Here is a 19,927-nt window from a genome sequence, read left to right as displayed (position 1 = left end):
TTTAAAAACCCAACTAACCCCCGGCGGCGCCCCGCCCCCGGCCCCCCGCAGGATGCCTCCCTGGCGGGAGACGGGCGTTACTTTACGCTCTTTTCGAACTTTTCCAGCAGCTCGTTGCCGCGCTTGACGATGTTCTCGGCGCCGTCCTTGGCCGTGACCTTGCCCGAGACGATGCGCTCGATCTCGGCGTCCTCGATTTCACGGATCTGCGGCAGGAAGCCCAGGCGCAGGCCGCGCGATTGGGCGGTGGTTTCCACGTTCAGCTGCTTGACGCCGACTTCGGTGCCGGGGTTCTTGTCGTAGAAGCCTTCCTTCTTGGTCAGCTCGTAGGCGGCCTTGGTGACGGGCACGTAGCCGGTCTGCTGGTGCCAGCGGGCGGCGATCTCGGGGCTGGCCAGGAACTTGAAGAAGGCGGTCACGCCCTTGTACGTTTCCGGCTTCTTGTTGGCGAAGACCCACAGCGAGGCGCCGCCGATGATGGTGTTCTGCGGCGCGCCCTGCACGTCCGAGTAGTAGGGCAGGGTGGAGGTGCCGAATTCGAACTTGGCGTTCTTGGCGATGTTGGCGCGCAGGCCCGACGATCCGGTGATCATGGCGCACTTGCCGCTGATGAACAGCGAGTTCGGCTCGTCGCCGCGACCGCCGTACATGAAGATGCCTTCCTTGCCCAGCTTGGCCAGGTTTTCCAGGTGGCGCACGTGCAGCGGGGTGTTCACGGCGACGCGGGCGTCCAGGCCGCCGAAGCCGTTGTCCTTGGTGGCGTAGGGCACGTTGTGCCAGGCCGAGAAGGTTTCCAGCTGGACCCAGGACGGCCACGAGGTGGTGTAGCCGCATTCCTGGCCGGCGGCCTTGAGCTTCTGGCCGGCGGCGGCCAGCTCTTCCCAGGTCTTGGGCGGCTTGTCGGCGTCCAGGCCGGCCTTCTTGAAGGCGTCCTTGTTGTAGTAGAACACCACGGTGGAGCTGTTGAACGGCATCGACACCAGCTTGCCGTCGGCCGACGAGTAGTAGCCGGCCACGGCGCCGATGAATTCCTTGGGATCGATCGGGTTGCCGGCTTCTTCGGACATCTGCTGCACCGGCTTGATGGCGCCCTTGGCGTACATCATGGTGGCGGTGCCGACTTCGAAGACCTGGAGGATGTCGGGCGCGTTGCCGGCGCGGAACGCGGCGATGCCCGCATTCATCGACTCGCCGTAGTTGCCCTTGTAGACTGCCTTGACCTGGTATTCGGGGTTCTTCTTGTTGAACTCGTCGACCAGCCCGTTGACGCGGTCGCCCAGCGCGCCTTCCATCGAGTGCCAGAACTGGATCTCGGTGGCGGCATGGGCCGAGGCGCCGGCGAACGCGGCCATGACGGCGGCGAAGGTTAGGGCAATACGGTGGGATCGCATGGTGTGGTTTCCTCCAGTTGGGCGTGTCGCGGCCGATTTTCCGGCCGCGGAAAACACGTCACCTTATGAATTGTTTGTGACAAAAGCGTGACTTTCACATCACTCCAAACGGCTGTCAAATTGCGCGTTTTGGGCGCGAACGAACATTCTTCATTTTTTTCCCAGGGACATGACGGTTTACAATCCTCCCATTATGAAAAACGAACTTTCGATTGCGTTCATCGGCGGCGGCAATATGGCCGCCGCCCTGGCTTCCGGGCTGGCTGGCAAAGTATGCCCCGCCGGCAACATCCATGTCATTGACATAAACGAGGAGGCGCAGGCCTCGTGGCGGGCGCGCGGCATGACCACCGCCACCGCCGCCGACGAGGCCCTGGCGCGGTGCCGCGTCTGGGTGTTCGCGGTCAAGCCACAGAACATGAAAGACGTTGTGGCGTCCACGCGTCAGTGGCTGCGTCCGGACACGCTTGTGGTAAGCGTGGCGGCCGGCATCCGCGCCGATACCCTGGCCGGCTGGCTGGGCACGCCGGAGCAGCCGTTCCGCCGCCTGGTGCGCTGCATGCCGAACACGCCGGCCCTGGTGGGCGCGGGCATGACCGGCCTGGCCGCCCTGGATGGCGTCGGTCAGGAAGACCGCGAACTCGCGGCCAGCCTGTTGGCCAGCGTGGGCGACGTCGTCTGGGTGGCCGACGACGCGGCGCTGGATGGCGTGACCGCGCTGTCGGGCAGCGGCCCGGCTTATGTGTTCCTGTTCCTGGAAGCGCTGATCGCCGGCGGCCAGAAGGTCGGCCTGACGGCCGAGCAGGCGCGCCAGCTTGCCTTGGGCACGCTGGCCGGGGCCACCAAGCTCGCGGCCGAGTCGTCCGAGCCGCCGTCTGTCCTGCGCGAGCGTGTCACGTCCAAGGGCGGCACCACGGCCGCCGCGCTGGCGTCCTTCGGCGCGGCGGGCTTCGCCGGCATCGTCGAGGACGCGCTGGCGGCCGCCGCGCGCCGTTCGCGCGAGCTGGCGGAGGAATTCGGCAAATGAGCGCGCAGGCGAGCCGCTACGAAGCCATGCGCGCGCCGCAGTTCGCGGTGGCGGTGCTGTGCATGCTGCTGGTGGTGGTCGGTTCCAACATCCTGGTGCAGGTGCCGCTGAACGACTGGCTGACCTGGGGCGGGCTGTCCTATCCGGTGGCGTTCCTGGTCACCGACGTGCTGAACCGCCGTTTCGGTCCATCGGCGGCGCGGCGCGTGGCCTGGTTCGGTTTCGCCGCCGCGCTGGTCGTCTCGTTCTGGGTGGCCTCGCCGCGCATCGCGCTGGCCTCGGGTCTGGCCTATATCTGCGCGCAACTGGTCGACATCCAGGTCTTCGACCGTCTGCGCGACCAGCGCTGGTGGCGCGCGCCGTTGATTTCAGGCGTGTTGGGCGCGGTGCTGGATACGGCCGTGTTCTTCAGCGTGGCCTTCGCCGCCACGGGCACGCCCTGGCTGACCTGGATGGCGGGCGATCTGGCGATCAAGCTGGCGGTCAACATCAGCATGCTGGCGCCGTTCCGCGCGCTGATGTGGAACCTGGCCAAGCCGGCCAACGCCTGAAGCCGGGCGGGGCAGGGAAGAGGCGGCCTGCGGGCCGCCTTTTGTCATTCGGGGCCGCGCGCGCCTTGGCGTATGGCATCGCGCGGACATTATTGAAACCGATCGATATATTCCGGGCGCGAACGCGCAGGATTAACACGCTAATTATTATCCGTAAGTCTTGCGTAAGGACTGTATTTAAATGCGAATACGCGGGCTCAGATAATGATTTTTCGCAAAGCGCAGATGCTGAAACGGCGCTGACGCGCAAGGGGATAAACAAGGCCGGATCGCGATTTTCCCTGCGATTTCACGGGCTTGTAGCCTCGATGCGGCACGATTAAAGATTTCTCCGCAAATATTGGGGATTACACGCAGTGACAGTGCGGCGGCTTGCTTCCAGAATACCGCCCACATCGTGTTTTCGCCCAAGAAGCCGGCAACGCGCGGCACGAATCACGGGGCACCCTCCCGCGAATTCGGACCGGTCCGAGCCGCTCAAAACCTCGCTGGAGAACTACGCATGAAGTTTCTGCATCGCCTTACCCCGGTAGCCGTTGCGCTTGGGGCGCTTGCCCTGGCAGGTTCCGTGCATGCCGCCGACACCATCAAGATCGGCATCCCCCAGCCGATGACCGGCCCCAACACCCAGTACGGCGACCAGATCCAGGCTGGCGCGCTGACCGCCATCGAAACGATCAACGCCAAGGGCGGCGTCAAGGGCAAGAAGCTCGAACCCATCCTCATCGACGACGGCTGCGAACCGAAGCAGGCCGTGCCGGCCGCCAACCGCGTGGTCAACTCCGGTGCCAAGTTCGCCGTGGCGCATGCGTGCTCGGGCGTGACCGTGGCCGCCGTGAACGTCTACGAACAGGAAGGCATCGTCGGCATCACTCCGGGCGCCACCTCGCCGCTGGTGACCGACACCATCAAGCCGCACTATTTCTTCCGCACGATCGGCCGCGACGACCAGCAAGGTCCGTATGCCGCCCGCTACATCGCCAAGACCCTCAAGCCGCAGAAGGTCGCCGTGCTGCATGACAAGCAGACCTACGGCTCGGGCGTGGCCACCCAGGTCAAGGACACGCTGACCAAGGAAGGCGTGAACGTCGCGCTGTTCGAAGGCATCAACGTCGGCGACAGCGACTATTCGGCCATCATCACCAAGCTCAAGTCGGCCGGCGTGGACCTGGTCTACTTCGGCGGCTACCACCCCGAGCTGGGCCTGCTGCTGCGCCAGTCGCGCGAACAGGGCCTGAAGGTCCAGTTCATGGGTCCGGAAGGCACCGCCAACCAGGACCTGGTGGCGATCGCCGGCCCGGCCATCGAAGGCCTGCTGGTCACGCTGCCCGCCGACTTCACCAAGCTGCCGGGCAACGAAAGCATCGTCAAGGCCTTCAAGGACGCCAAGCGCGATCCGGACGGCGCCTTCCAGATGCCGGCCTATGCCGCGGTCCAGATCCTGGCCGACAGCATCACCGCGGTGGGCGAAGATCCCGCCAAGGTGGCCGACTACATGCACAAGACCACCTTCAACACCGGCATCGGCAAGGTCGAGTACGACGCCAAGGGTGATTTGAAGAACTTCGAGTTCGCCGTCTACAAGTGGGACAAGAACGGAAAGAAGACCCAGCTGTAAACTCGCGATCCCGCCGGCGTGGTGCCGGCGTGTAGGGCCTGTCCTTGCCGTCATGCCGTAATCCGCGTAGCGAAGCGCCAAAAGCGCTGTGCGGCCGGCAGGCGCCGATGGCAGGCCCTTATAAAATACGCCCAGGTTTCCGGCTCCGGGTCTCACTACCGGAGCCGGAACTATTTGGAGCACAGAGAAATAATGTCTGACCTCATACCCCAACTTACCCAGCAATTCTTCAACGGATTGTCTCTGGGCGCGATCTACGCGTTGATCGCCATCGGCTACACAATGGTCTACGGCATCATCGGTATGATCAATTTCGCCCACGGCGAAATCTATATGATCGGCGCCTATGTCGGCCTGGTCACCTTGACCTCCATCGGCACCAACAGCGGCTTGCCCGTGCCTTTCATCATCGCCGCCATGCTGCTCGTGGCCATCGTGGTCACCGGCATCTACGGCTTTTCCGTCGAACGCGTGGCTTACCGGCCGGTGCGCAACAGCCCCAGGCTGGTCGCGCTGATCTCGGCCATCGGCATGTCGATCTTCCTGCAGAACTGGGTCGCGCTGGGCCAGGGCGCCCGCGACATGGCCGTGCCGTCGCTGGTTTCCGGCGCGGTGCAGTTCCACATGGGATCCGACTTCGATGTCACGGTGCCGTATTCGCGCATCATGATCATCGTGGTGACCGTGGTGCTGATGGTGGGCCTGACGCTGTTCATCAAGTACTCACGCATGGGCCGTGCCTCGCGCGCCTGCTCGCAGGACATGCACATGGCCAACCTGCTCGGCATCGACACCAACCGGGTGATCTCCTTCACGTTCGTGATGGGCGCGATCCTGGCGGCGGTGGGCGGCGTACTGATCGCCATCACCATCGGCAAGCTCAATCCCTTCATCGGCTTCCTCGCCGGCATCAAGGCCTTCACGGCGGCGGTGCTGGGCGGCATCGGCAGCATCCCCGGCGCCATGCTGGGCGGCGTGTTGCTGGGCCTGGCCGAGACCTTCGCGGCAGCCTACATCTCGTCGCAGTACAAGGACATCGTGGCGTTCTCGCTGCTGGTCCTGATCCTGCTGTTCCGTCCCACCGGGCTGTTGGGCAAACCTGAGGTGGAAAAAGTCTGATGTCGAACAATAATCTGAAAAACGCCACGATGGCGGCGGTGCTGACCGCCGTCATCGTCACCCCCGTCTTTGGCCTGCAGCTGATCCGCCAGGGCGCGCGCACCACGATGGAGTCCAACTGGTCGCTGGTGGCGCTTGCCGCCGCGGTCGTGTTCGTGTTCCAGCTGTTGCGCCCCTGGCTGGCCAAGCCGTTCCAGAAACTGAAGACGGGCCTGCCGACCCTGCCGTCGTCGCCGGCCAAGAGCAACAAGCTGCTGGTGCTGCTGATCCTGGCGGCCGCCGTGATCTGGCCGTTCTTTGCCGGCCGCAGCTCGGTCGACATCGCCACGCTGGTGCTGATCTACGTGATGCTGGGCCTGGGCCTGAACATCGTGGTGGGTTTCGCCGGGCTGCTGGACCTGGGTTTCGTCGGCTTCTATGCCGTCGGCGCCTATACCTACGCCTTGCTGTACCACTGGGGCGGCTGGAGCTTCTGGGAAGCGCTGCCGTTCTCGGGCGCGATGGCCGCGCTGTTCGGCTTCATCCTGGGCTTTCCGGTGCTGCGCCTGCGCGGCGACTACCTGGCCATCGTGACGCTGGGCTTCGGCGAGATGATCCGCCTGCTGCTGATCAACCTGAACACGCTGACCGGCGGTCCGGACGGCATCTCGGGCATTCCGAAGCCGTCGGTGTTCGGCCTGGAAATGACGCGTCGCGCCAGCACCGAGGGCGGCACCACGTTCCACGACTTCTTCGGCCTGACGTTCCAGAATCAGCACATGGTGATCTATCTGTACATGATGGCCCTGCTGCTGGCGCTGGTTACGCTGTTCGTGTCCACGCGCCTGATCCGCATGCCGGTCGGCCGCGCCTGGGAAGCCCTGCGCGAGGATGAGATCGCCTGCCGTTCGCTGGGCCTGAACCCCACCCGCATCAAGCTGTCCGCGTTCACGCTGGGCGCGACCTTCGCCGGCTTTGGCGGCGCGTTCTTCGCGGCCCGCCAGGGCATGGTGAATCCGGAGTCCTTCACCTTCATCGAATCGGCGCTGATCCTCGCCATCGTGGTGCTGGGCGGCATGGGTTCGCAGGTGGGCGTGATCCTGGCGGCGGTGCTGCTGACCGTGCTGCCCGAGCTGGCGCGCGAGTTCGCCGAGTACCGCATGCTGATGTTCGGCCTGGTGATGGTGTTGATGATGATGTGGCGTCCGCAGGGGTTGTTGCCCATGAAGCGTCCCCACGTGGAGCTGTCCAAATGAGCGAGGCGTTGCTTAAAGTATCCGGACTGACCATGCGGTTCGGCGGTCTGCTGGCCGTCGACAGCGTGGCCTTCGAAGTCAAATCCGACGAGGTATTCGCCATCATCGGCCCGAACGGGGCCGGCAAGACCACGGTGTTCAACTGCGTGGGCGGTTTTTACGCGCCCACCGCGGGCGAGATCCTGATGGACGGCAAGGCCATCACCGGCCTGCCCAGCCACAAGGTCGCGCGCCACGGGCTGGTGCGCACGTTCCAGAACGTGCGCCTGTTCAAGCAGCTGACCGTGTTGGAAAACCTGCTGGTCGCCCAGCACACCCAGGTCGAGGCGCGCCTGCTGCCGGGCCTGCTCAAGCTCAAGTCCTATCGCCAGTCGGAAGCCGATGCGCTGGCGCGCGCGGCGCAATGGCTGGACTTCATGGGCCTGCGCGAGTTCGCCAACCGCGAGGCCGGCAACCTGGCCTACGGCCACCAGCGCCGCCTGGAGATCGCGCGCTGCATGATCACCAAGCCGCGCCTGCTCATGCTGGACGAGCCGGCCGCCGGCCTGAACCCGCAGGAAAAGCGCGATCTGCAATCGCTCATCGACCAGCTGCGCCGCGAGTTCGGCGTGGCGGTGCTGCTCATCGAGCACGACATGAGCCTGATCATGGGCATCTCCGACCGCATCCTGGTCATGGAGCACGGCAAGCCCATCACTACCGGCACCCCCGAGCAGGTGCGCAACGACGAGCGCGTCATCAAGGCGTACCTGGGGGAGGAATAAATGCTGAAGCTGGAAAACATACACACCTACTACGGCGCCATCCAGGCGCTGAATGGCGTGTCGGTGGATGTCAACAAGGGCGAGATCGTCACCCTGATCGGCGCCAACGGCGCCGGCAAGACCACGCTGCTCATGACCGTCTGCGGCAATCCCAGGGCCAAGGAAGGCAAGATCACGTTCGAGGGCGAGGACATCACCCACAAGGACACGCACCACATCATGCGCAACGGCATCGCCATTTCTCCGGAAGGGCGGCGCGTGTTCAAGGACCTGACGGTCGCCGAGAACCTGATGATGGGCGGCTTCTTCGCCAAGCGCGACGAAATCCACGAGGGCATCGACCACGTCTACGGCCTGTTCCCCCGGCTGAAGGAGCGCGCCAGCCAGCGCGCCGGCCTGATGTCCGGCGGCGAGCAGCAGATGCTGGCCATCGGCCGCGCGCTGATGACCCGTCCGCGCCTGCTGCTGCTGGATGAGCCCACGCTGGGCCTGGCGCCGCTGGTGATCGCGCAGATCTTCGACATCATCCGCGAGATCCGCGAGCAGGGCGTGACGGTGTTCCTGGTCGAGCAGAACGCCAACAAGGCGCTGCAGGTGGCCGACCGTGGCTATGTGCTGGAGAACGGCCGCGTGGTGCTGCAGGACACGGGTGCCAATCTGCTGGTCAATGACGAGGTCCGCAAAGCCTACCTGGGCGGCTGACCAATTTCCCCCGCGAAGGGAGTGGGCGCACCGCGAGGTGCGCTTTTTTTTATCCGGGATGCGGGGGAAGGGAGGGCGGCTCAGGCCGCGATGCGGGCGTGCGGCGCGTCGGCCAGGTAGCGGTCGATGGCGGCGCGCGCCAGCGCATCGATCGAATCGGTGAGCGTGATGCCCAGGCCGGGACGCAGCGCGTGCGGCACGGCCAGCGGCAGCTCGGTGCAGCCCAGGACCACGGCGTCGGCGCCGCGCGCCTTCAGGCGCGCGATGCACTCGGCCGCCGGCGAGTAGGCCTGTTCGAGCTGATTGCCTTTCACGGCGCGGATCGAGCCCATGCAATAGCGCTCGACCTCGTCCTCGTCGGGCACCAGGCATTCATAGCCCTGTGCCTCGAGATGGCGCTGGTACAGGCCCAGCTTGAGCGTGGCCGCGGTGCCCATCAGCCCGATGCGGCCCTTGGGCAGGCCGAGCCGGCGCAGGTCGTCGATGACCGCCTCGATGATGTGCAGCACCGGCAGCCGGGTGGCGGCCGTGATCTGGTCGTACCAGAGGTGCGCGGTATTGCACGGGATGGCGATGAGCTGCGCGCCCGCGCGTTCCAGGAAGCGCACGCCTTCGACCATGTGGGGCAGGGGATTCTCGCCGCCGGCCATGTAGGCGCTGGAGCGGTCGGGGATGCGGGGATCGTTGCGCAGCAGTGTGGGAATGTGCTGCTGGTCGACATCGGCGGGCGTGAGCGCCGCCAGGCGCAAGGCGAAAGCGGCGCCGGCCATGGGGCCCATGCCGCCCAATACACCCAGGTAACAACCCTGGGAAAAGCTATTCACTTTAAGACTCCGAAGCGGTGCTGCGCCGGGCTCGGAAAGCGGCCCGGCCTCTGGCATGCCGCGATGTTCCGCGAGCCGGCCGGACAAGGACATCGCTGCCCACGCCTGACCGCTCGCTGAACGAGGGCGCCGCATGCCGCGGCGCCCAGGCGGCGCCAAGCCGCCATCATACGCCTGCCCGGCGCGGGCCCGCTGGCGGGCCTGCGTCGCGCGGCTGGCTTACTCCAGGCCTTCGGCCTTGCGAGCGGCCTTCACGCCGCCGTTTTCCTGCATGCGCTTGAAGAACGCGGCCAGATTGTCCAGGCCGGTCAGGTCGACCTGCTTGCCATGCGCCCAGGTCAGCACCACGTAGAGATAGGCGTCGGCCACGCTGGGGTCGGCGCCCACCAGGTAGGACTTGCCGGCCAGCTGGGCATCGAGCTGCGCGAACAGCTTGGAGAGCAGCTTGGACGCGTTGGCGGCCAGTTCCTTCTGCGCGCCTTCCTCGGACAGGAAGCGCATCGGCGCGAAGACCAGCGAGAAGGTCTTGTGCAGGTCGGAGTTGATGAAGCCCAGCCAGCGGCGCACTTCGGCGCGGGAGCGCGCGCTGCCATCGCCCATCAGCTTGCTTTGCGGGGCCTGTTCGGCCAGGTATTCGAGGATGGCGACGTTCTGCGTCAGGGTCCAGTCGCCGTCGGCCAGCGCGGGAACCGCGCCCAGCGGATTGATCTTCAGGAATTCCGGACCCTTGAGCTCGTCGCGGCTGAGCTTGTGCGTTTCATAGGGCTTGCCCAGCCATTCCAGCACGATGTGGGAAGCGAGCGAGCATGCGCCAGGCATGTAGTACAGTTTCATTTGAAGGCGTCTCCTGTGGGGCAGGGCGGGAGGCGACCCGTCCTTGCCGCATATGGTACGCCACTCATGTGGCGACGATGCGTGATAGCCCCACGATATATACCGCCGCGTCCGCCGCCTCGCGCCGGGATCGTCCGACGGACGCCGCGCCATTCGCCATGCGCCCATGCCGTAGCCGGAGATGACCATGCCGCCTCGTGCCGCCGCAACGCTGTCCGTCTTCCTTTCCGGCGCCGTGCTTGCGGCCTGCGCCTGGTCCGCAACCGCGCGCGCCGAGCCGGTGTCGGCCGGCACCGGGATCCCGCCCGCCGCGCCGACCCAGGTCACGCCCGTGGCGGGCGGCCTGGAACATCCCTGGGCCATGGCCTTTCTGCCCGATGGCGGCATCCTCATCACCGAACGCCCCGGCAATCTGCGGCTGCTGCGCATTCACGGCGGCCTGTCCGCGCCCTTGAAAGGCGTACCCAAGGTGGCCGCGCAGGGGCAGGGCGGCCTGCTCGACGTGGCCTTGTCGCCGGATTTCGCCAAGGACCGCCTGGTCTACCTGTCCTATGCCGAGGCCGGCGACGGCCGCGCCAGTACAGCCGTGGGACGCGGCCGTCTGGCCGATGACGGGGCCCGCCTGGAGGATTTCCGCGTCCTGTTCCGGCAGGAGCCCAAGCTGTCCGAGGGGCTGCATTTCGGTTCCCGCCTGGTGCTGGACGGCAAAGGGCATCTTTACATCGCGCTGGGCGAGAACAACCAGCGCTCCACCGCGCAAGACCTGGGCAAGCTGCAGGGCAAGGTGGTGCGCATCCGGGCCGACGGCTCGGTGCCGCCGGACAATCCCTTCGTGGGCAAGGCCGGCGCGCGCCCCGAGATCTGGTCCTATGGCCACCGCAATCCGCAGGGCATGGCGTTGAACCCCTGGTCCGGCGAGCTGTGGGAAAGCGAGCATGGGCCGCGCGGCGGCGACGAGGTCAATCTGATCAAGCCGGGGCTGAACTACGGCTGGCCCCTGGCGACCTACGGCATCGACTATTCCGGCCAGCCCATCCCCGAGGCGCGCGGCCAGACGCTGCCGGGCATGGAGTCGCCGCTGTATTGGTGGCCGAAGTCGCCCGCCATCAGCGGCATGGCGTTCTACGACGCGCCCAGGTTTCCGGCCTGGCGTCATTCGCTCTTCATCGGCGCGCTGGCCGAACGCAACCTGATCCGGCTGACGTTGGACGGCGACAAGGTGGTGGCGCAGGAACGCCTGCTGGGCGAGCGCGGCAAGCGGATCCGGGACGTGCGGGTCGGACCGGACGGCCATGTGTATGTATTGACGGACGAATCGCCGGGCGAGCTGCTGCGCATCGCGCCGGCGGGGGGATGAAGCCATGAAGACCTACGAACTGATCGGATCGGCCGGCTGCGGTTCCGCCATCGTCGAGATGGCGCTGGCGCTGGCCAATGTGCCGTACACGCTGGAAGACGTGCCTTACCTGAAGCCGGGGCCGCAGCGCGACCGCCTGCTGCGCCTGAATCCGCTAGGCCAGGTGCCGACGCTGGTGACGCCGGACGGTGAGGTCATGACAGAAAGCGCGGCCATGATCCTGCATCTGCACGACGTGGCGCCGCAGGCCGGCCTGGCGCCGTTGCCCGACCAGCCCGAGCGCGCGCGCTTCCTGAACCTGCTGATCCGGTTGGTCGCGGCCATCTATCCTACCTTCACCTATGGCGACAATCCGCCGCAATGGACCACGGAAGGCGCGCCCGCCGACCTGCTGCGCGAGCGCGTGCACACGCGCCGCGCCGAACTGTGGCAGGAGCTGGAGCGGCAGGCCGGCGCGCCGCACATGCTGGGCGAGCGGTTTTCGGCGCTGGACCTGTACGTGGCCGTGATGACGCGCTGGCGTCCGGGGCCGGCCTGGTTTGAATCGGTCTGCCCGGCCTTGACGGCGGTGGCGCGCGAGGCGGGACGCAATCCGGCCGTGGCTCGCGCGCTGCGTCGCAACTTCCCGCCGCCCACCGAATAGCGCGCCTCAGCGCTTGCCGCGGCGCGGCTTCGAGCGAGCCTCGCGCAAGGCGATGTAGATGCCGCTGCCGGCGATGAAGGCGGCGCCCAGATAGGCCAGCGCGTCGGGCGCCTCGCGCCAGAACACCCAGCCCAGCACGGTGGCCCAGATCAGGCCGGTGTAGTCGAACGGCGCCACCACGGAGGCCGGGGCGATGCGGAACGCCTGCGTGATCAGCGTCAGCCCCAGCGTGCTGAACAGCGCCACGCCCGCGAAATAGGGCAGGTCGCCGATGGCCGGCGCCTGCCAGACCCAGGGCAGGGTGAGGATGCTGCACAGGAACTGGCCGGCCACGATGTAGAAGGTGGTGGTGAGCATGCCTTCGCTGGGGCTGATGCCGCGCGCCGTGGTCATCATGACCGCGTACAGCATCGCGGTGGTCAGCGGCAGCAGCGTGGCGGCCTGGAATGCATCGGTGCCGGGCCGCACGATGATCAGCACGCCCGCGAAGCCCGCCAGCACCGCCAGCCAGCGGCGGCTGTCGACGCGCTCCTTCAGCACGAACACCGACAACGCCGTCACGAACAGCGGCGCGGCGAAGGCGATCGCCGTCGCCTCGGCCAATGGCAAGGAATTCAGGCCGAGGTAGAAACAACAGGCCGACACCACGTTGATCGCGCCGCGCGCCAGGTGCAGGCGCAGATGCCCGGTGCGCAAGACGCGGCGGCCGCCCAGCCACAGCGCCAGCGCCGTGACCACCGGCAGGGCGATCAGCGCCCGCAGGAACAGGATTTGCAGCGGGTGATAGCTGGCGCCCAGCCACTTGGCGTTGGCATCGCTGAGCGTAAGGAAGAAGATGCCGGCCATCACACAGGCGATGCCGGCGGCGGCGGAAGAGGGACGGGCGGTAGGCAGGGTGGCGGAGGACATGGGCGGGAGCAGCGGATCACGGCGATTCCTGGCGCCGTACGAAGGGAGGGCTTGGATGCAGGGCGCCGGTGCAAGTGCCGGCGTGGCCTGGCCGGGCGTCAGCCCTGGCTGCGGTAGGCGGCCAGCGCAACCATGGCCCAGGAGGCCAGGAAGGCGACGCCGCCCAGCGGCGTGACCGCGCCCAGCCAGTGCGTGCCGGTCAGCGCGAGCAGATACAGGCTGCCGGAAAAAAGCACGATGCCGGCGAACATCACCAGACCGGCGGCCGACAACAGGGGCGAGCCATAGCGCGCGCCGAGCAGGGCGATCGCGAAAATGCCCAGCGCATGGATCAGATGGTACAGCACGCCCGTCTGCCAGACGGCGAGCAGCTCGGGGCTGACGATACGCTTGAGCCCGTGCGCGCCGAAGGCGCCCGCGCCCACGGCCACCATGAGGTTCAATGCCGCGAGTATCGTGAGCTGCCGGTCTGTCATTGCTGGTCCTGGGTTCGAAGAGTCGTTTGGGCGGAGCCGCCGGTGCCTATGATATGGCATTCGGCGCCGGCGCTCTGCGCGCCGGCGATCGATCCGGCTTGCACCCCGCCGCCACGCGTCCGTTCGCCTGGCCGCGGCAGGCGCTGGCGCTCAAGCCGTCGTGAGCACCGCGCGGCCCACCACCTTGCCGGCCCGCAGCGAGGCCAGCACGCTGTCGGCCTGGTCCAACGCGTAGCGGTGCACCGGCATGGGCGGGACCTTGCCTGCGCGCACCAGTTCCATCAGCTCCTTCAATTCGGCCAGGTTGCCGACGTAGCTACCGATGATGGACAGCGCCTTCATGGGAATCAGCGCGATCGGCCACGTCGAGCCGCCGCCGAACAGGCCCACGATGATGAGCTTGCCGCCCTTGGTCAGGAAGTCGAAGGCCAGCGAAGTGGTGGCGGGCGCGCCCACCAGGTCGATGGCGGCCTGCGCCGGCTTGCCGCCGGCTGCCTTGATGATCTGCTGCGCCGCGTCCGGCGCCGCGCCGTCGATGGCCGCCAGCGCGCCTGCCTCCAGCGCCGCCTGGCGCTTGGCGGGGTCGATGTCCACCACGATGGCGCCGGCGCCGCCGAGCGCCTTGATGAGCGTCAGGCACATCAGTCCCAGGCCGCCCGCGCCGAAGATCACCACGGGATGCTGGCGGTAGGTCTGCTCGCCGATCTTCTTCAGCGCGGCATAGGTGGTCAGGCCGGAGCAGGCGTAGGGCGCGATCTGCGCCGGGTCCAGGTCGCCGATGTCGATCAGGTAGCGGGAGTGCGGCACGAGCACGTGGTCGGCGTAGCCGCCGGCGCGGTGCACGCCCAGGCAGGCCGGGGCCATGCAGTGGTTCTCCTGGCCCGCCTGGCACGACGGGCAGTTGCCGCAGCCGATCCAGGGATAGACCAGGTAGTTGCCGCCGGGCCGCAGGCCGGTCGCGTCGGGGCCGGCCGACACCATCGCGCCGACGGTTTCGTGGCCCATGGTGAGCGGCAGCGTAACGCCGCGCTCCTTGAGCGACAGCGTGCGCCCCTGACCCAGGTCGTAGCCCCCTTCCCAGAGATGGATGTCGCTGTGGCAGACGCCGGCGGCACGGACCTTGAGCAGCACCTGCGCGCCTTGCGGCACGGGCGTGGGCTGGTCCATTTCCTGCAGCGGGGCGCGGAAATCGACCACGCAATAGCACTTCATGGCATGTCTCCTTTATGGCTTGCTTGTTGTCGACCGGAAGAGGGGAGCGTCAGGCGTCGCGCCGCATCAGCGTGGACTTGCCGAACAGGCTTTCGATCAGGTCCACCGCCAGTTCGGCGGTCTTGTTGCGCACGTCGAAAGCGGGATTCAGTTCGACCACGTCGAGCGAACGCATCAGCCCGGTGTCGGCGATCATCTCCATGCAGAGCTGGGCCTCGCGGTAGGTCGGTCCGCCAGGCACGGTGGTGCCCACGCCGGGCGCGATCTCGGGGTCCAGGAAATCCACATCGAAGCTGACATGCAGGTGCGTGTCCTGGTCCAGGCCCGCGAGCGCGGCCTGCATGGTGGCGCGCATGCCCATTTCGTCCAGGTAGCGCATGTCGAACACTTCCAGCCCGGCCTCGTGCACCAGCCGCTTTTCGCCAGGATCCACGCTGCGTATGCCGATCTGGCGCACCCAGGCGGCCTCGATGTCGGGATGATGGCCGGACAGGCCGGTGATCTCCGCCGGACCGTAGCCGCACAGGCAGGCTACCGGCATGCCATGGATATTGCCGGTGGGGGTAAGCGCATGGGTGTTGAAATCAGCGTGCGCGTCCAGCCACAGCACCCGCAGTTTCTTGCCGGTGTCGCGGCAATGGCGCGCCACCGCGCTGATCGAGCCGATGCCCAGGCAGTGGTCGCCGCCCAACAGGATGGGCAGCTTGCCCTGGCGCAATTCGGCATGCACCGCGTCGTGGACCGCGCGGTTCCAGGCGGCCACTTCCGCCAGATGGCGGTAGCCGTCGACGGGAGGCTGCCAGGGATTGGCCGGGCCATACAGATTGCCGCGGTCCTCGACCTCGAAGCCCTGGGCCTCGATGACCGGACCCAGGCCGGCGACGCGCAGGGCTTCCGGTCCCATGGAGGCGCCGCGCGCGCCGGCGCCGATGTCGGTGGGCGCTCCGATCAGCGCGATGCCGCGCGGCAGGGAAGGGGTGGTCGGCTTGGCGGTTTTCTGCACGGGGCGGACTCCGGAAAGGAAAGACAGAATCAGGCGGCGGATGGAGCCGCCGCCGGCCCAGCGCCGGCCTGGCCGGCTTGGTGGACACATCTTAGCGCCGTCGCGCCCGCGCCCGCATTGCCATGGCGTGACAGAGGGCATTGCCATGGCGCGGCGGGCGTTTGGGGCACAATGGACCGAAAGCCGGCAGCGCTGGCGTCCATTTTTTCATATTCATGCCCATGATCCGCTTGTTCCCGCCCCTTCTTTCCTTCCTGCGGCCCCGTCTTGCGGCCGCGCTGGCGCTGGCCGCCATGGCTTGCGCGCTTCCTGCCGCTGCCCAGCAGAAGCCGCTGCGCATCGGCGTGGTTCCGGCCCTGGCCAACGAGGCGACCGAGAAAGCCATCGCGCTGGCCGCCCGGCAAGGGCTGGAGGTCAAGCTGGTGGAGTTCAATGACTGGGTGCTGCCCAATATCGCGGTGGCCGATGGCTCGGTGGATGCCAATTTCTTCCAGCACGAGCCGTTCCTGCAGGTGTTCAATGCGCGCCGAGGCGTGAAGCTGGTGCCGATCGCCTATGGCTACTCGACCATCATCGGTCTGTATTCCAAGAAGCTGAAGCGGGGCGAGCCGCTGCCCGAGGGCGCCACCGTCGCGGTGCCGAACGATCCGGTCAACACCGGCCGCGCCTTGCTGCTGCTGCAGTCCATGGGATTGATCGGCCTGAAGCCCGGCGTGGGCAACATGGCGGCGGTGGAAGACGTGACGCTCAATCCCAAGCGCCTGAAATTCGTGCCTGTCGAAGGCGCGCAATCGGCCCGCACCTTCGATGACGTGACGGCTTCGGTCACGTATCCCTCCTTCGCCAGGCAGGCCGGCCTGAGCGAGCAGGACTGCCTGGGTTTCGACAATAACAGCCCCGATTCCGTTCGCCGCTACGCGATCCGCTGGGTCACCACGCCCGAGCGCGCCAACGATCCGAGGCTGCTGAAATTCATCGCCATCTATCAGGAATCTCCCGAGGTCAAGGCCACGTTGCGGCGGCTGTATGGCGACCTGATCGTCTTTCCCTGGTAGCGCGGCGCGGCGGAGCATCCGAGCCCAAACCCACTCGCCGACAGCAAGAAAGCCCCTGCCTGGGCAGGGGCTCGGGCACGGCAGGCGCTCAGTGCGAGAACATGATCGGCACGGTCATGGTCTTCAGGATCGAGGCGGTCGCGCCGCCCATGGCCCATTCCCTGAGCTTGCTGTGACCGTAGGCGCCCATGACGATCAGGTCGGCGCTGTAGTCGGCCGCCGCGTTGAGGATGGTGCTGCCGACGCCCACGCCCTTGATGTCGCGGCGCACGTGCTCGGGCCGGGGCATGCCCTGGGCCTCGCAGTAGCTGGCCAGGTCGTCGAAGCTGGCCGATCCGGCGCCCCGCGTGGCCGCGCCTTCGTCCATCGTCAACACGACCAGGTGGTCCGCCATGCGCAGCACCGGCGCGGCATCCGCCAGCGCGCGGGCCGATTCACGGCTGCCGTCCCAGCAATACAGCACGCGCTCGCCGATCACCGGGAAATGGCCGCTGGAGGGCACGACCAGGACCGGCCGGCCGGCGGTCAGCAGGGTCTGCTCGACGAATTCGTTCTCGTGGGCAGCCTCGACATCGTCGCGGTTCAGCTGGCTGACGATGATCAGGTCGCTGACGCGTCCGTGCAGCGCCACGCTGGCGCTGGGCGAGGTGTCGTCGCTGCGGACCTGGGCGGGGATGTCCGCCTGCGAGGCCGCCGCCAGGAACGCATTCTGGACGCTGTCGCGGCCTTGTGCCTGCAAGTCCTTCATGACATTCAGCGCCCGGGACATCAGCACGGATTCGCCGTAGTAGTACTGCGGCGGAGCGGAGGTGGCGTAGATGCCGACCAGTTCCGCCTGGTGGCGTTTGGCCAGACCGATGGCTGCCTGGGTGCGGCGCTTGCAGTCGAAACCCTGGTCCAGATGGACGGAAATGCGGCGGTACATAGAGCCTCCTGAGTGAACTTGCGTTGGCGCTATCGTTGCGCGTTCGCGCCGACCGGCGCTTGATGCACGTCAAGCCGGCCTCAGTTTGCCCCGTCCGGCGCAAGCTCTAGGCCTGTTGGAGCTTGTCGCGCAGCTGCTGGACCTGCCGCGCCTGGCGGGCGATGCGTTCCAGAGGGGGCGGCAGACCGGGTTGCGCCAGACCCACCGCCGACGGCACCGGCATGACCCGGCCGCCGGGTTCCGGTTCGCCGTCGCGCGGGTGCAGCGCCCGCGCCAGGGTTTCGCCGTAGTCGCGCAGCGCGGATGCCGCTTCGCTGTCGGCAGGCAGGGCGGGCTGGATTTCCAGCACGGTGCCGGCGGCGGTCACCCGGCGCATGGCATTGAGCAGGGCTTCCGCCGTGTCGACCTTGCTGTCGCGGTGCAAGGGGTTCTGCTGCAGCCGTTCCAGTGACGCCTGGGCATTGTCGGCCGCCAGGCAGGCCTGCCGGCGCAGCTCGACGATGCGCCGCGGCGACTCCGCCGCCTCGCCGCTCTTTTCCCGAACGAGCGCCAGCACATAGTCGGCATGTCGCTGCAGCGCGCGCGCCAGCGCACCGGCCAGCTCGCGGGGCGCCTTCTCGGGCCACAGCAGAAAGCCGATCAGCAGCGCCAGCACGGCGCCCAGCACGCTGTTGAAGGCGCGCAGCGCGGCCAGTTCCGGTTCGTGCAGGTCCGGCTGCTGGATATGGCTGACCAGCACGAACTGCGAGGTCAGGAAGAACGTGAACAGGGCGTAGTTCACCGTGCGCGCGGCGAACGTGCCGAGCGCGATCGGCAGCACGGCCAGCGCGACGGAAAGCGGCGTGCTCAGCAGCAGGCCCAGCAAAGAGGCGCCGATCGCGCCCGCGACGCTGCCCAGCACGCGTTCCACGGTGCGCTGCCAGGTGGCGGCGAAATAGGGTTGCAGGATGAAGACCAGGGTCAGCGACATCCAGTAGCCGTGGTTGACGGCGAAGCTGCGCGACAGGGCGACGGCCAGCGTGGCGCCGATGCCCACGCGCAAGGCATGGCGCAGGGCGTCAGACTCCAGTCGCAGGTTCTGGCGCAGCGTGTTCCAGGCTTGCCGCGCCGGCGCGGCGGCCGAGCTGGATGCCGCGCCGGCCGGCAGCTCGGCGGCGTCGAACAGGGCCTGCCGGACGGACTGGGCGGACTGTTGCAGCCGGTCCAGCACCGGAATGACGCTGGCCAGCTCGGGCGCGTGCGCGAGCGCGGGGCCGCGAAGTTCGCGCAGATCGGTGCCGTAGCGTTCCAGCCGTTCGCGCAGGCGATCCGCCTGGCGCGCGTCGGCGGCATCGGAGGTGCCAGCGATGGCATTGCATACGCTGGCGTAGCGGTGCAAGGCGTGGCACAGGTGGGCGCCGGCATTGCGTCCCAGCCAGCGCGGCGCGTTCGATTCGAGCAGGTCGGCGGCGGCGACCATGGCGATGAAACTGTCCTCGGCCCGGTCGAGCAGGTAATACAGCTGCTGCGCGCGGGTGCGGCGCGAGGGACGCGCGCCTTGCACTTCGCCGATGCGGCTGCGGGCCGCCTCCAGCGCGGCCCGCAGGGCAGCCCGCTGCGAGCGGGACACGGCGCTCCATGCCGGCGCGCCAGTCTCGGGGCGCAAGCCGGAATACATGCCGGCCAGCGCGTCGGCAAAATCGGCCAGTCCCCGGTAGCAATGGGCCACGGCCAGCGTGGCGTCCTTCCAGGGGCGGCGGCGCCACACCAGCGCCGTCATCAGAATCGCCCAGGATGCGCCCGCGACGAAGAACAGCGCGTAGCGCAGGCTCTCGACGACTGTGGGCGCGGGCAGCTCGGCCGCCACCACGAAGCCGGCCGACAGCAGCGTGCCGATGATGGCGGCCGCCGGTCCCAGCACGCGCAGCAGGCCGCCCAGGGTGCAGCACAGGAAGGTCAGCGGCAGCAGCAGCCACAGATGGGGCGCGCTCACGCTGGCCAGCAGGCAATACACACCGCCGGCCAGTCCAAGCGCCAGCATGGCGCCCGCGCGTTGTCGCAACGGGCCGCCGGGATCGCCGAAGCAGGCCCAGAATGCCGCGATGGCGCTCCAGCCCAGCCGGGGTTCATCGAGCAGCACGGCCAGGATCACCGGCGCCGCGCTGGTGGCGGCGGCCTGCAGGGCGTCCAGCCAGAGGATGCGGCGCACGGCGGCGCGCCAGGGAGCGGGGGAGGAAGTCAAGCTGCTGCTTCGTTCAGGAAAGGGGCCCGGCGGGCGCGAGGCGCTCACCCTACCATGCCGG

General features: G+C 67.5%; 19 protein-coding genes. 10 read left to right on the top strand and 9 right to left on the bottom strand.

Going from position 1 to position 19,927, the window contains the following annotated elements; all coding sequences use genetic code 11:
* Positions 1–77: 77 nt before the first annotated feature.
* Entirely contained in the window at positions 78–1,391 is a 1,314-nt protein-coding gene (ugpB, locus tag ACEU5R_RS08970) for a sn-glycerol-3-phosphate ABC transporter substrate-binding protein UgpB (protein WP_103274493.1), read from the bottom strand.
* A gap of 193 nt (positions 1,392–1,584) precedes the next feature.
* Between ugpB and proC the strand changes: the two genes are divergently transcribed.
* From proC to ACEU5R_RS08935, 7 genes are all read left to right on the top strand, one after another.
* Positions 1,585–2,418 (top strand): pyrroline-5-carboxylate reductase, encoded by an 834-nt coding sequence (gene proC / locus ACEU5R_RS08965; RefSeq protein WP_392409889.1) that lies wholly within the window; start codon positions 1,585–1,587, stop codon positions 2,416–2,418.
* Positions 2,415–2,969 (top strand): queuosine precursor transporter, encoded by a 555-nt coding sequence (locus ACEU5R_RS08960; protein ID WP_103274491.1) that lies wholly within the window; start codon positions 2,415–2,417, stop codon positions 2,967–2,969. The genes proC and ACEU5R_RS08960 overlap by 4 nt, the downstream gene beginning before the upstream one ends.
* 502 nt (positions 2,970–3,471) lie before the next feature.
* Positions 3,472–4,587, top strand: a complete 1,116-nt coding sequence (locus ACEU5R_RS08955) for a branched-chain amino acid ABC transporter substrate-binding protein (RefSeq protein ID WP_103274490.1) — start codon at positions 3,472–3,474, stop codon at positions 4,585–4,587.
* A gap of 192 nt (positions 4,588–4,779) precedes the next feature.
* The gene (gene livH, locus ACEU5R_RS08950) at positions 4,780–5,706 is read left to right on the top strand and encodes a high-affinity branched-chain amino acid ABC transporter permease LivH (protein WP_103274489.1); all 927 of its coding nucleotides are present in this window, start codon (positions 4,780–4,782) and stop codon (positions 5,704–5,706) included.
* Positions 5,706–6,941 (top strand): high-affinity branched-chain amino acid ABC transporter permease LivM, encoded by a 1,236-nt coding sequence (locus ACEU5R_RS08945; protein ID WP_199770862.1) that lies wholly within the window; start codon positions 5,706–5,708, stop codon positions 6,939–6,941. Before livH ends, ACEU5R_RS08945 begins: the two co-directional genes overlap by 1 nt.
* Positions 6,938–7,705: a high-affinity branched-chain amino acid ABC transporter ATP-binding protein LivG gene (livG, locus tag ACEU5R_RS08940; RefSeq protein WP_103274487.1), complete on the top strand. Its 768-nt coding sequence runs from the start codon at positions 6,938–6,940 to the stop codon at positions 7,703–7,705. Before ACEU5R_RS08945 ends, livG begins: the two co-directional genes overlap by 4 nt.
* Positions 7,706–8,407 (top strand): ABC transporter ATP-binding protein, encoded by a 702-nt coding sequence (locus ACEU5R_RS08935; protein ID WP_103274486.1) that lies wholly within the window; start codon positions 7,706–7,708, stop codon positions 8,405–8,407. It begins immediately after the preceding gene.
* An 80-nt stretch (positions 8,408–8,487) separates the two neighbouring features.
* On the opposite strand, the gene ACEU5R_RS08930 is transcribed toward ACEU5R_RS08935, so the two are convergent.
* Both ACEU5R_RS08930 and ACEU5R_RS08925 read right to left on the bottom strand, forming a co-directional pair.
* Positions 8,488–9,231 (bottom strand): aspartate/glutamate racemase family protein, encoded by a 744-nt coding sequence (locus ACEU5R_RS08930; protein WP_392409888.1) that lies wholly within the window; start codon positions 9,229–9,231, stop codon positions 8,488–8,490.
* 219 nt (positions 9,232–9,450) lie between these two features.
* Positions 9,451–10,065: a glutathione S-transferase family protein gene (locus ACEU5R_RS08925; RefSeq protein ID WP_392409887.1), complete on the bottom strand. Its 615-nt coding sequence runs from the start codon at positions 10,063–10,065 to the stop codon at positions 9,451–9,453.
* Between the two features lie 187 nt (positions 10,066–10,252).
* Between ACEU5R_RS08925 and ACEU5R_RS08920 the strand changes: the two genes are divergently transcribed.
* Both ACEU5R_RS08920 and ACEU5R_RS08915 read left to right on the top strand, forming a co-directional pair.
* On the top strand, positions 10,253–11,422 hold the full coding sequence (locus ACEU5R_RS08920) for a PQQ-dependent sugar dehydrogenase (RefSeq protein WP_392409886.1): 1,170 nt from the start codon (positions 10,253–10,255) through the stop codon (positions 11,420–11,422).
* Positions 11,423–11,426: 4 nt separating this feature from the next.
* On the top strand, positions 11,427–12,065 hold the full coding sequence (locus ACEU5R_RS08915; protein WP_103274482.1) for a glutathione S-transferase family protein: 639 nt from the start codon (positions 11,427–11,429) through the stop codon (positions 12,063–12,065).
* Positions 12,066–12,071: 6 nt separating this feature from the next.
* Here ACEU5R_RS08915 and ACEU5R_RS08910 read toward each other — a convergent pair whose 3' ends face one another.
* The 4 genes from ACEU5R_RS08910 to rocF form a co-directional block, all read right to left on the bottom strand.
* The gene (locus ACEU5R_RS08910) at positions 12,072–12,974 is read right to left on the bottom strand and encodes a DMT family transporter (RefSeq protein WP_103274481.1); all 903 of its coding nucleotides are present in this window, start codon (positions 12,972–12,974) and stop codon (positions 12,072–12,074) included.
* A 98-nt stretch (positions 12,975–13,072) separates the two neighbouring features.
* Positions 13,073–13,450, bottom strand: coding sequence for a DUF423 domain-containing protein (locus ACEU5R_RS08905; protein WP_392409884.1), 378 nt, complete (start codon positions 13,448–13,450; stop codon positions 13,073–13,075).
* Positions 13,451–13,600: 150 nt separating this feature from the next.
* Positions 13,601–14,662 (bottom strand): alcohol dehydrogenase, encoded by a 1,062-nt coding sequence (locus tag ACEU5R_RS08900; protein ID WP_392409883.1) that lies wholly within the window; start codon positions 14,660–14,662, stop codon positions 13,601–13,603.
* A 49-nt stretch (positions 14,663–14,711) separates the two neighbouring features.
* Positions 14,712–15,665: an arginase gene (gene rocF / locus ACEU5R_RS08895; RefSeq protein ID WP_103274478.1), complete on the bottom strand. Its 954-nt coding sequence runs from the start codon at positions 15,663–15,665 to the stop codon at positions 14,712–14,714.
* Positions 15,666–15,886: 221 nt separating this feature from the next.
* On the opposite strand from rocF, the gene ACEU5R_RS08890 reads away from it, so the two are divergent.
* The gene (locus ACEU5R_RS08890) at positions 15,887–16,720 is read left to right on the top strand and encodes a MetQ/NlpA family ABC transporter substrate-binding protein (RefSeq protein WP_103276484.1); all 834 of its coding nucleotides are present in this window, start codon (positions 15,887–15,889) and stop codon (positions 16,718–16,720) included.
* An 88-nt stretch (positions 16,721–16,808) separates the two neighbouring features.
* Here the strand turns inward: ACEU5R_RS08890 and ACEU5R_RS08885 are convergent, their stop codons facing one another.
* On the bottom strand, positions 16,809–17,645 hold the full coding sequence (locus ACEU5R_RS08885; RefSeq protein ID WP_392409882.1) for a universal stress protein: 837 nt from the start codon (positions 17,643–17,645) through the stop codon (positions 16,809–16,811).
* Positions 17,646–17,751: 106 nt separating this feature from the next.
* A complete protein-coding gene (locus ACEU5R_RS08880; protein WP_392409881.1) occupies positions 17,752–19,866 on the bottom strand; it encodes an FUSC family protein in 2,115 nt (704 codons plus the stop codon).
* Between the last annotated feature and the right edge of the window lie 61 nt (positions 19,867–19,927).

The sequence above is a fragment of the Achromobacter sp. 413638 genome (assembly GCF_043119405.1).
Lineage (GTDB): Bacteria > Pseudomonadota > Gammaproteobacteria > Burkholderiales > Burkholderiaceae_B > Achromobacter.
Note: the sequence above shows the minus strand (reverse complement) of the source record. Positions and strands in the feature narration are given on the sequence as shown.

Coding starts and splice junctions, on each gene's coding strand:
- livH (WP_103274489.1), top strand. CDS start 4,780: ATGTCTGACCTCATACCCCAACTTACCCAGCAATTCTTCAACGGATTG.
- ACEU5R_RS08935 (WP_103274486.1), top strand. CDS start 7,706: ATGCTGAAGCTGGAAAACATACACACCTACTACGGCGCCATCCAGGCG.
- livG (WP_103274487.1), top strand. CDS start 6,938: ATGAGCGAGGCGTTGCTTAAAGTATCCGGACTGACCATGCGGTTCGGC.
- ACEU5R_RS08960 (WP_103274491.1), top strand. CDS start 2,415: ATGAGCGCGCAGGCGAGCCGCTACGAAGCCATGCGCGCGCCGCAGTTC.
- ACEU5R_RS08905 (WP_392409884.1), bottom strand. CDS start 13,450: ATGACAGACCGGCAGCTCACGATACTCGCGGCATTGAACCTCATGGTG.
- ACEU5R_RS08955 (WP_103274490.1), top strand. CDS start 3,472: ATGAAGTTTCTGCATCGCCTTACCCCGGTAGCCGTTGCGCTTGGGGCG.
- ACEU5R_RS08925 (WP_392409887.1), bottom strand. CDS start 10,065: ATGAAACTGTACTACATGCCTGGCGCATGCTCGCTCGCTTCCCACATC.
- ACEU5R_RS08920 (WP_392409886.1), top strand. CDS start 10,253: ATGCCGCCTCGTGCCGCCGCAACGCTGTCCGTCTTCCTTTCCGGCGCC.
- ACEU5R_RS08890 (WP_103276484.1), top strand. CDS start 15,887: ATGATCCGCTTGTTCCCGCCCCTTCTTTCCTTCCTGCGGCCCCGTCTT.
- ACEU5R_RS08885 (WP_392409882.1), bottom strand. CDS start 17,645: ATGTACCGCCGCATTTCCGTCCATCTGGACCAGGGTTTCGACTGCAAG.
- ugpB (WP_103274493.1), bottom strand. CDS start 1,391: ATGCGATCCCACCGTATTGCCCTAACCTTCGCCGCCGTCATGGCCGCG.
- ACEU5R_RS08945 (WP_199770862.1), top strand. CDS start 5,706: ATGTCGAACAATAATCTGAAAAACGCCACGATGGCGGCGGTGCTGACC.
- proC (WP_392409889.1), top strand. CDS start 1,585: ATGAAAAACGAACTTTCGATTGCGTTCATCGGCGGCGGCAATATGGCC.
- ACEU5R_RS08910 (WP_103274481.1), bottom strand. CDS start 12,974: ATGTCCTCCGCCACCCTGCCTACCGCCCGTCCCTCTTCCGCCGCCGCC.
- ACEU5R_RS08915 (WP_103274482.1), top strand. CDS start 11,427: ATGAAGACCTACGAACTGATCGGATCGGCCGGCTGCGGTTCCGCCATC.
- ACEU5R_RS08900 (WP_392409883.1), bottom strand. CDS start 14,662: ATGAAGTGCTATTGCGTGGTCGATTTCCGCGCCCCGCTGCAGGAAATG.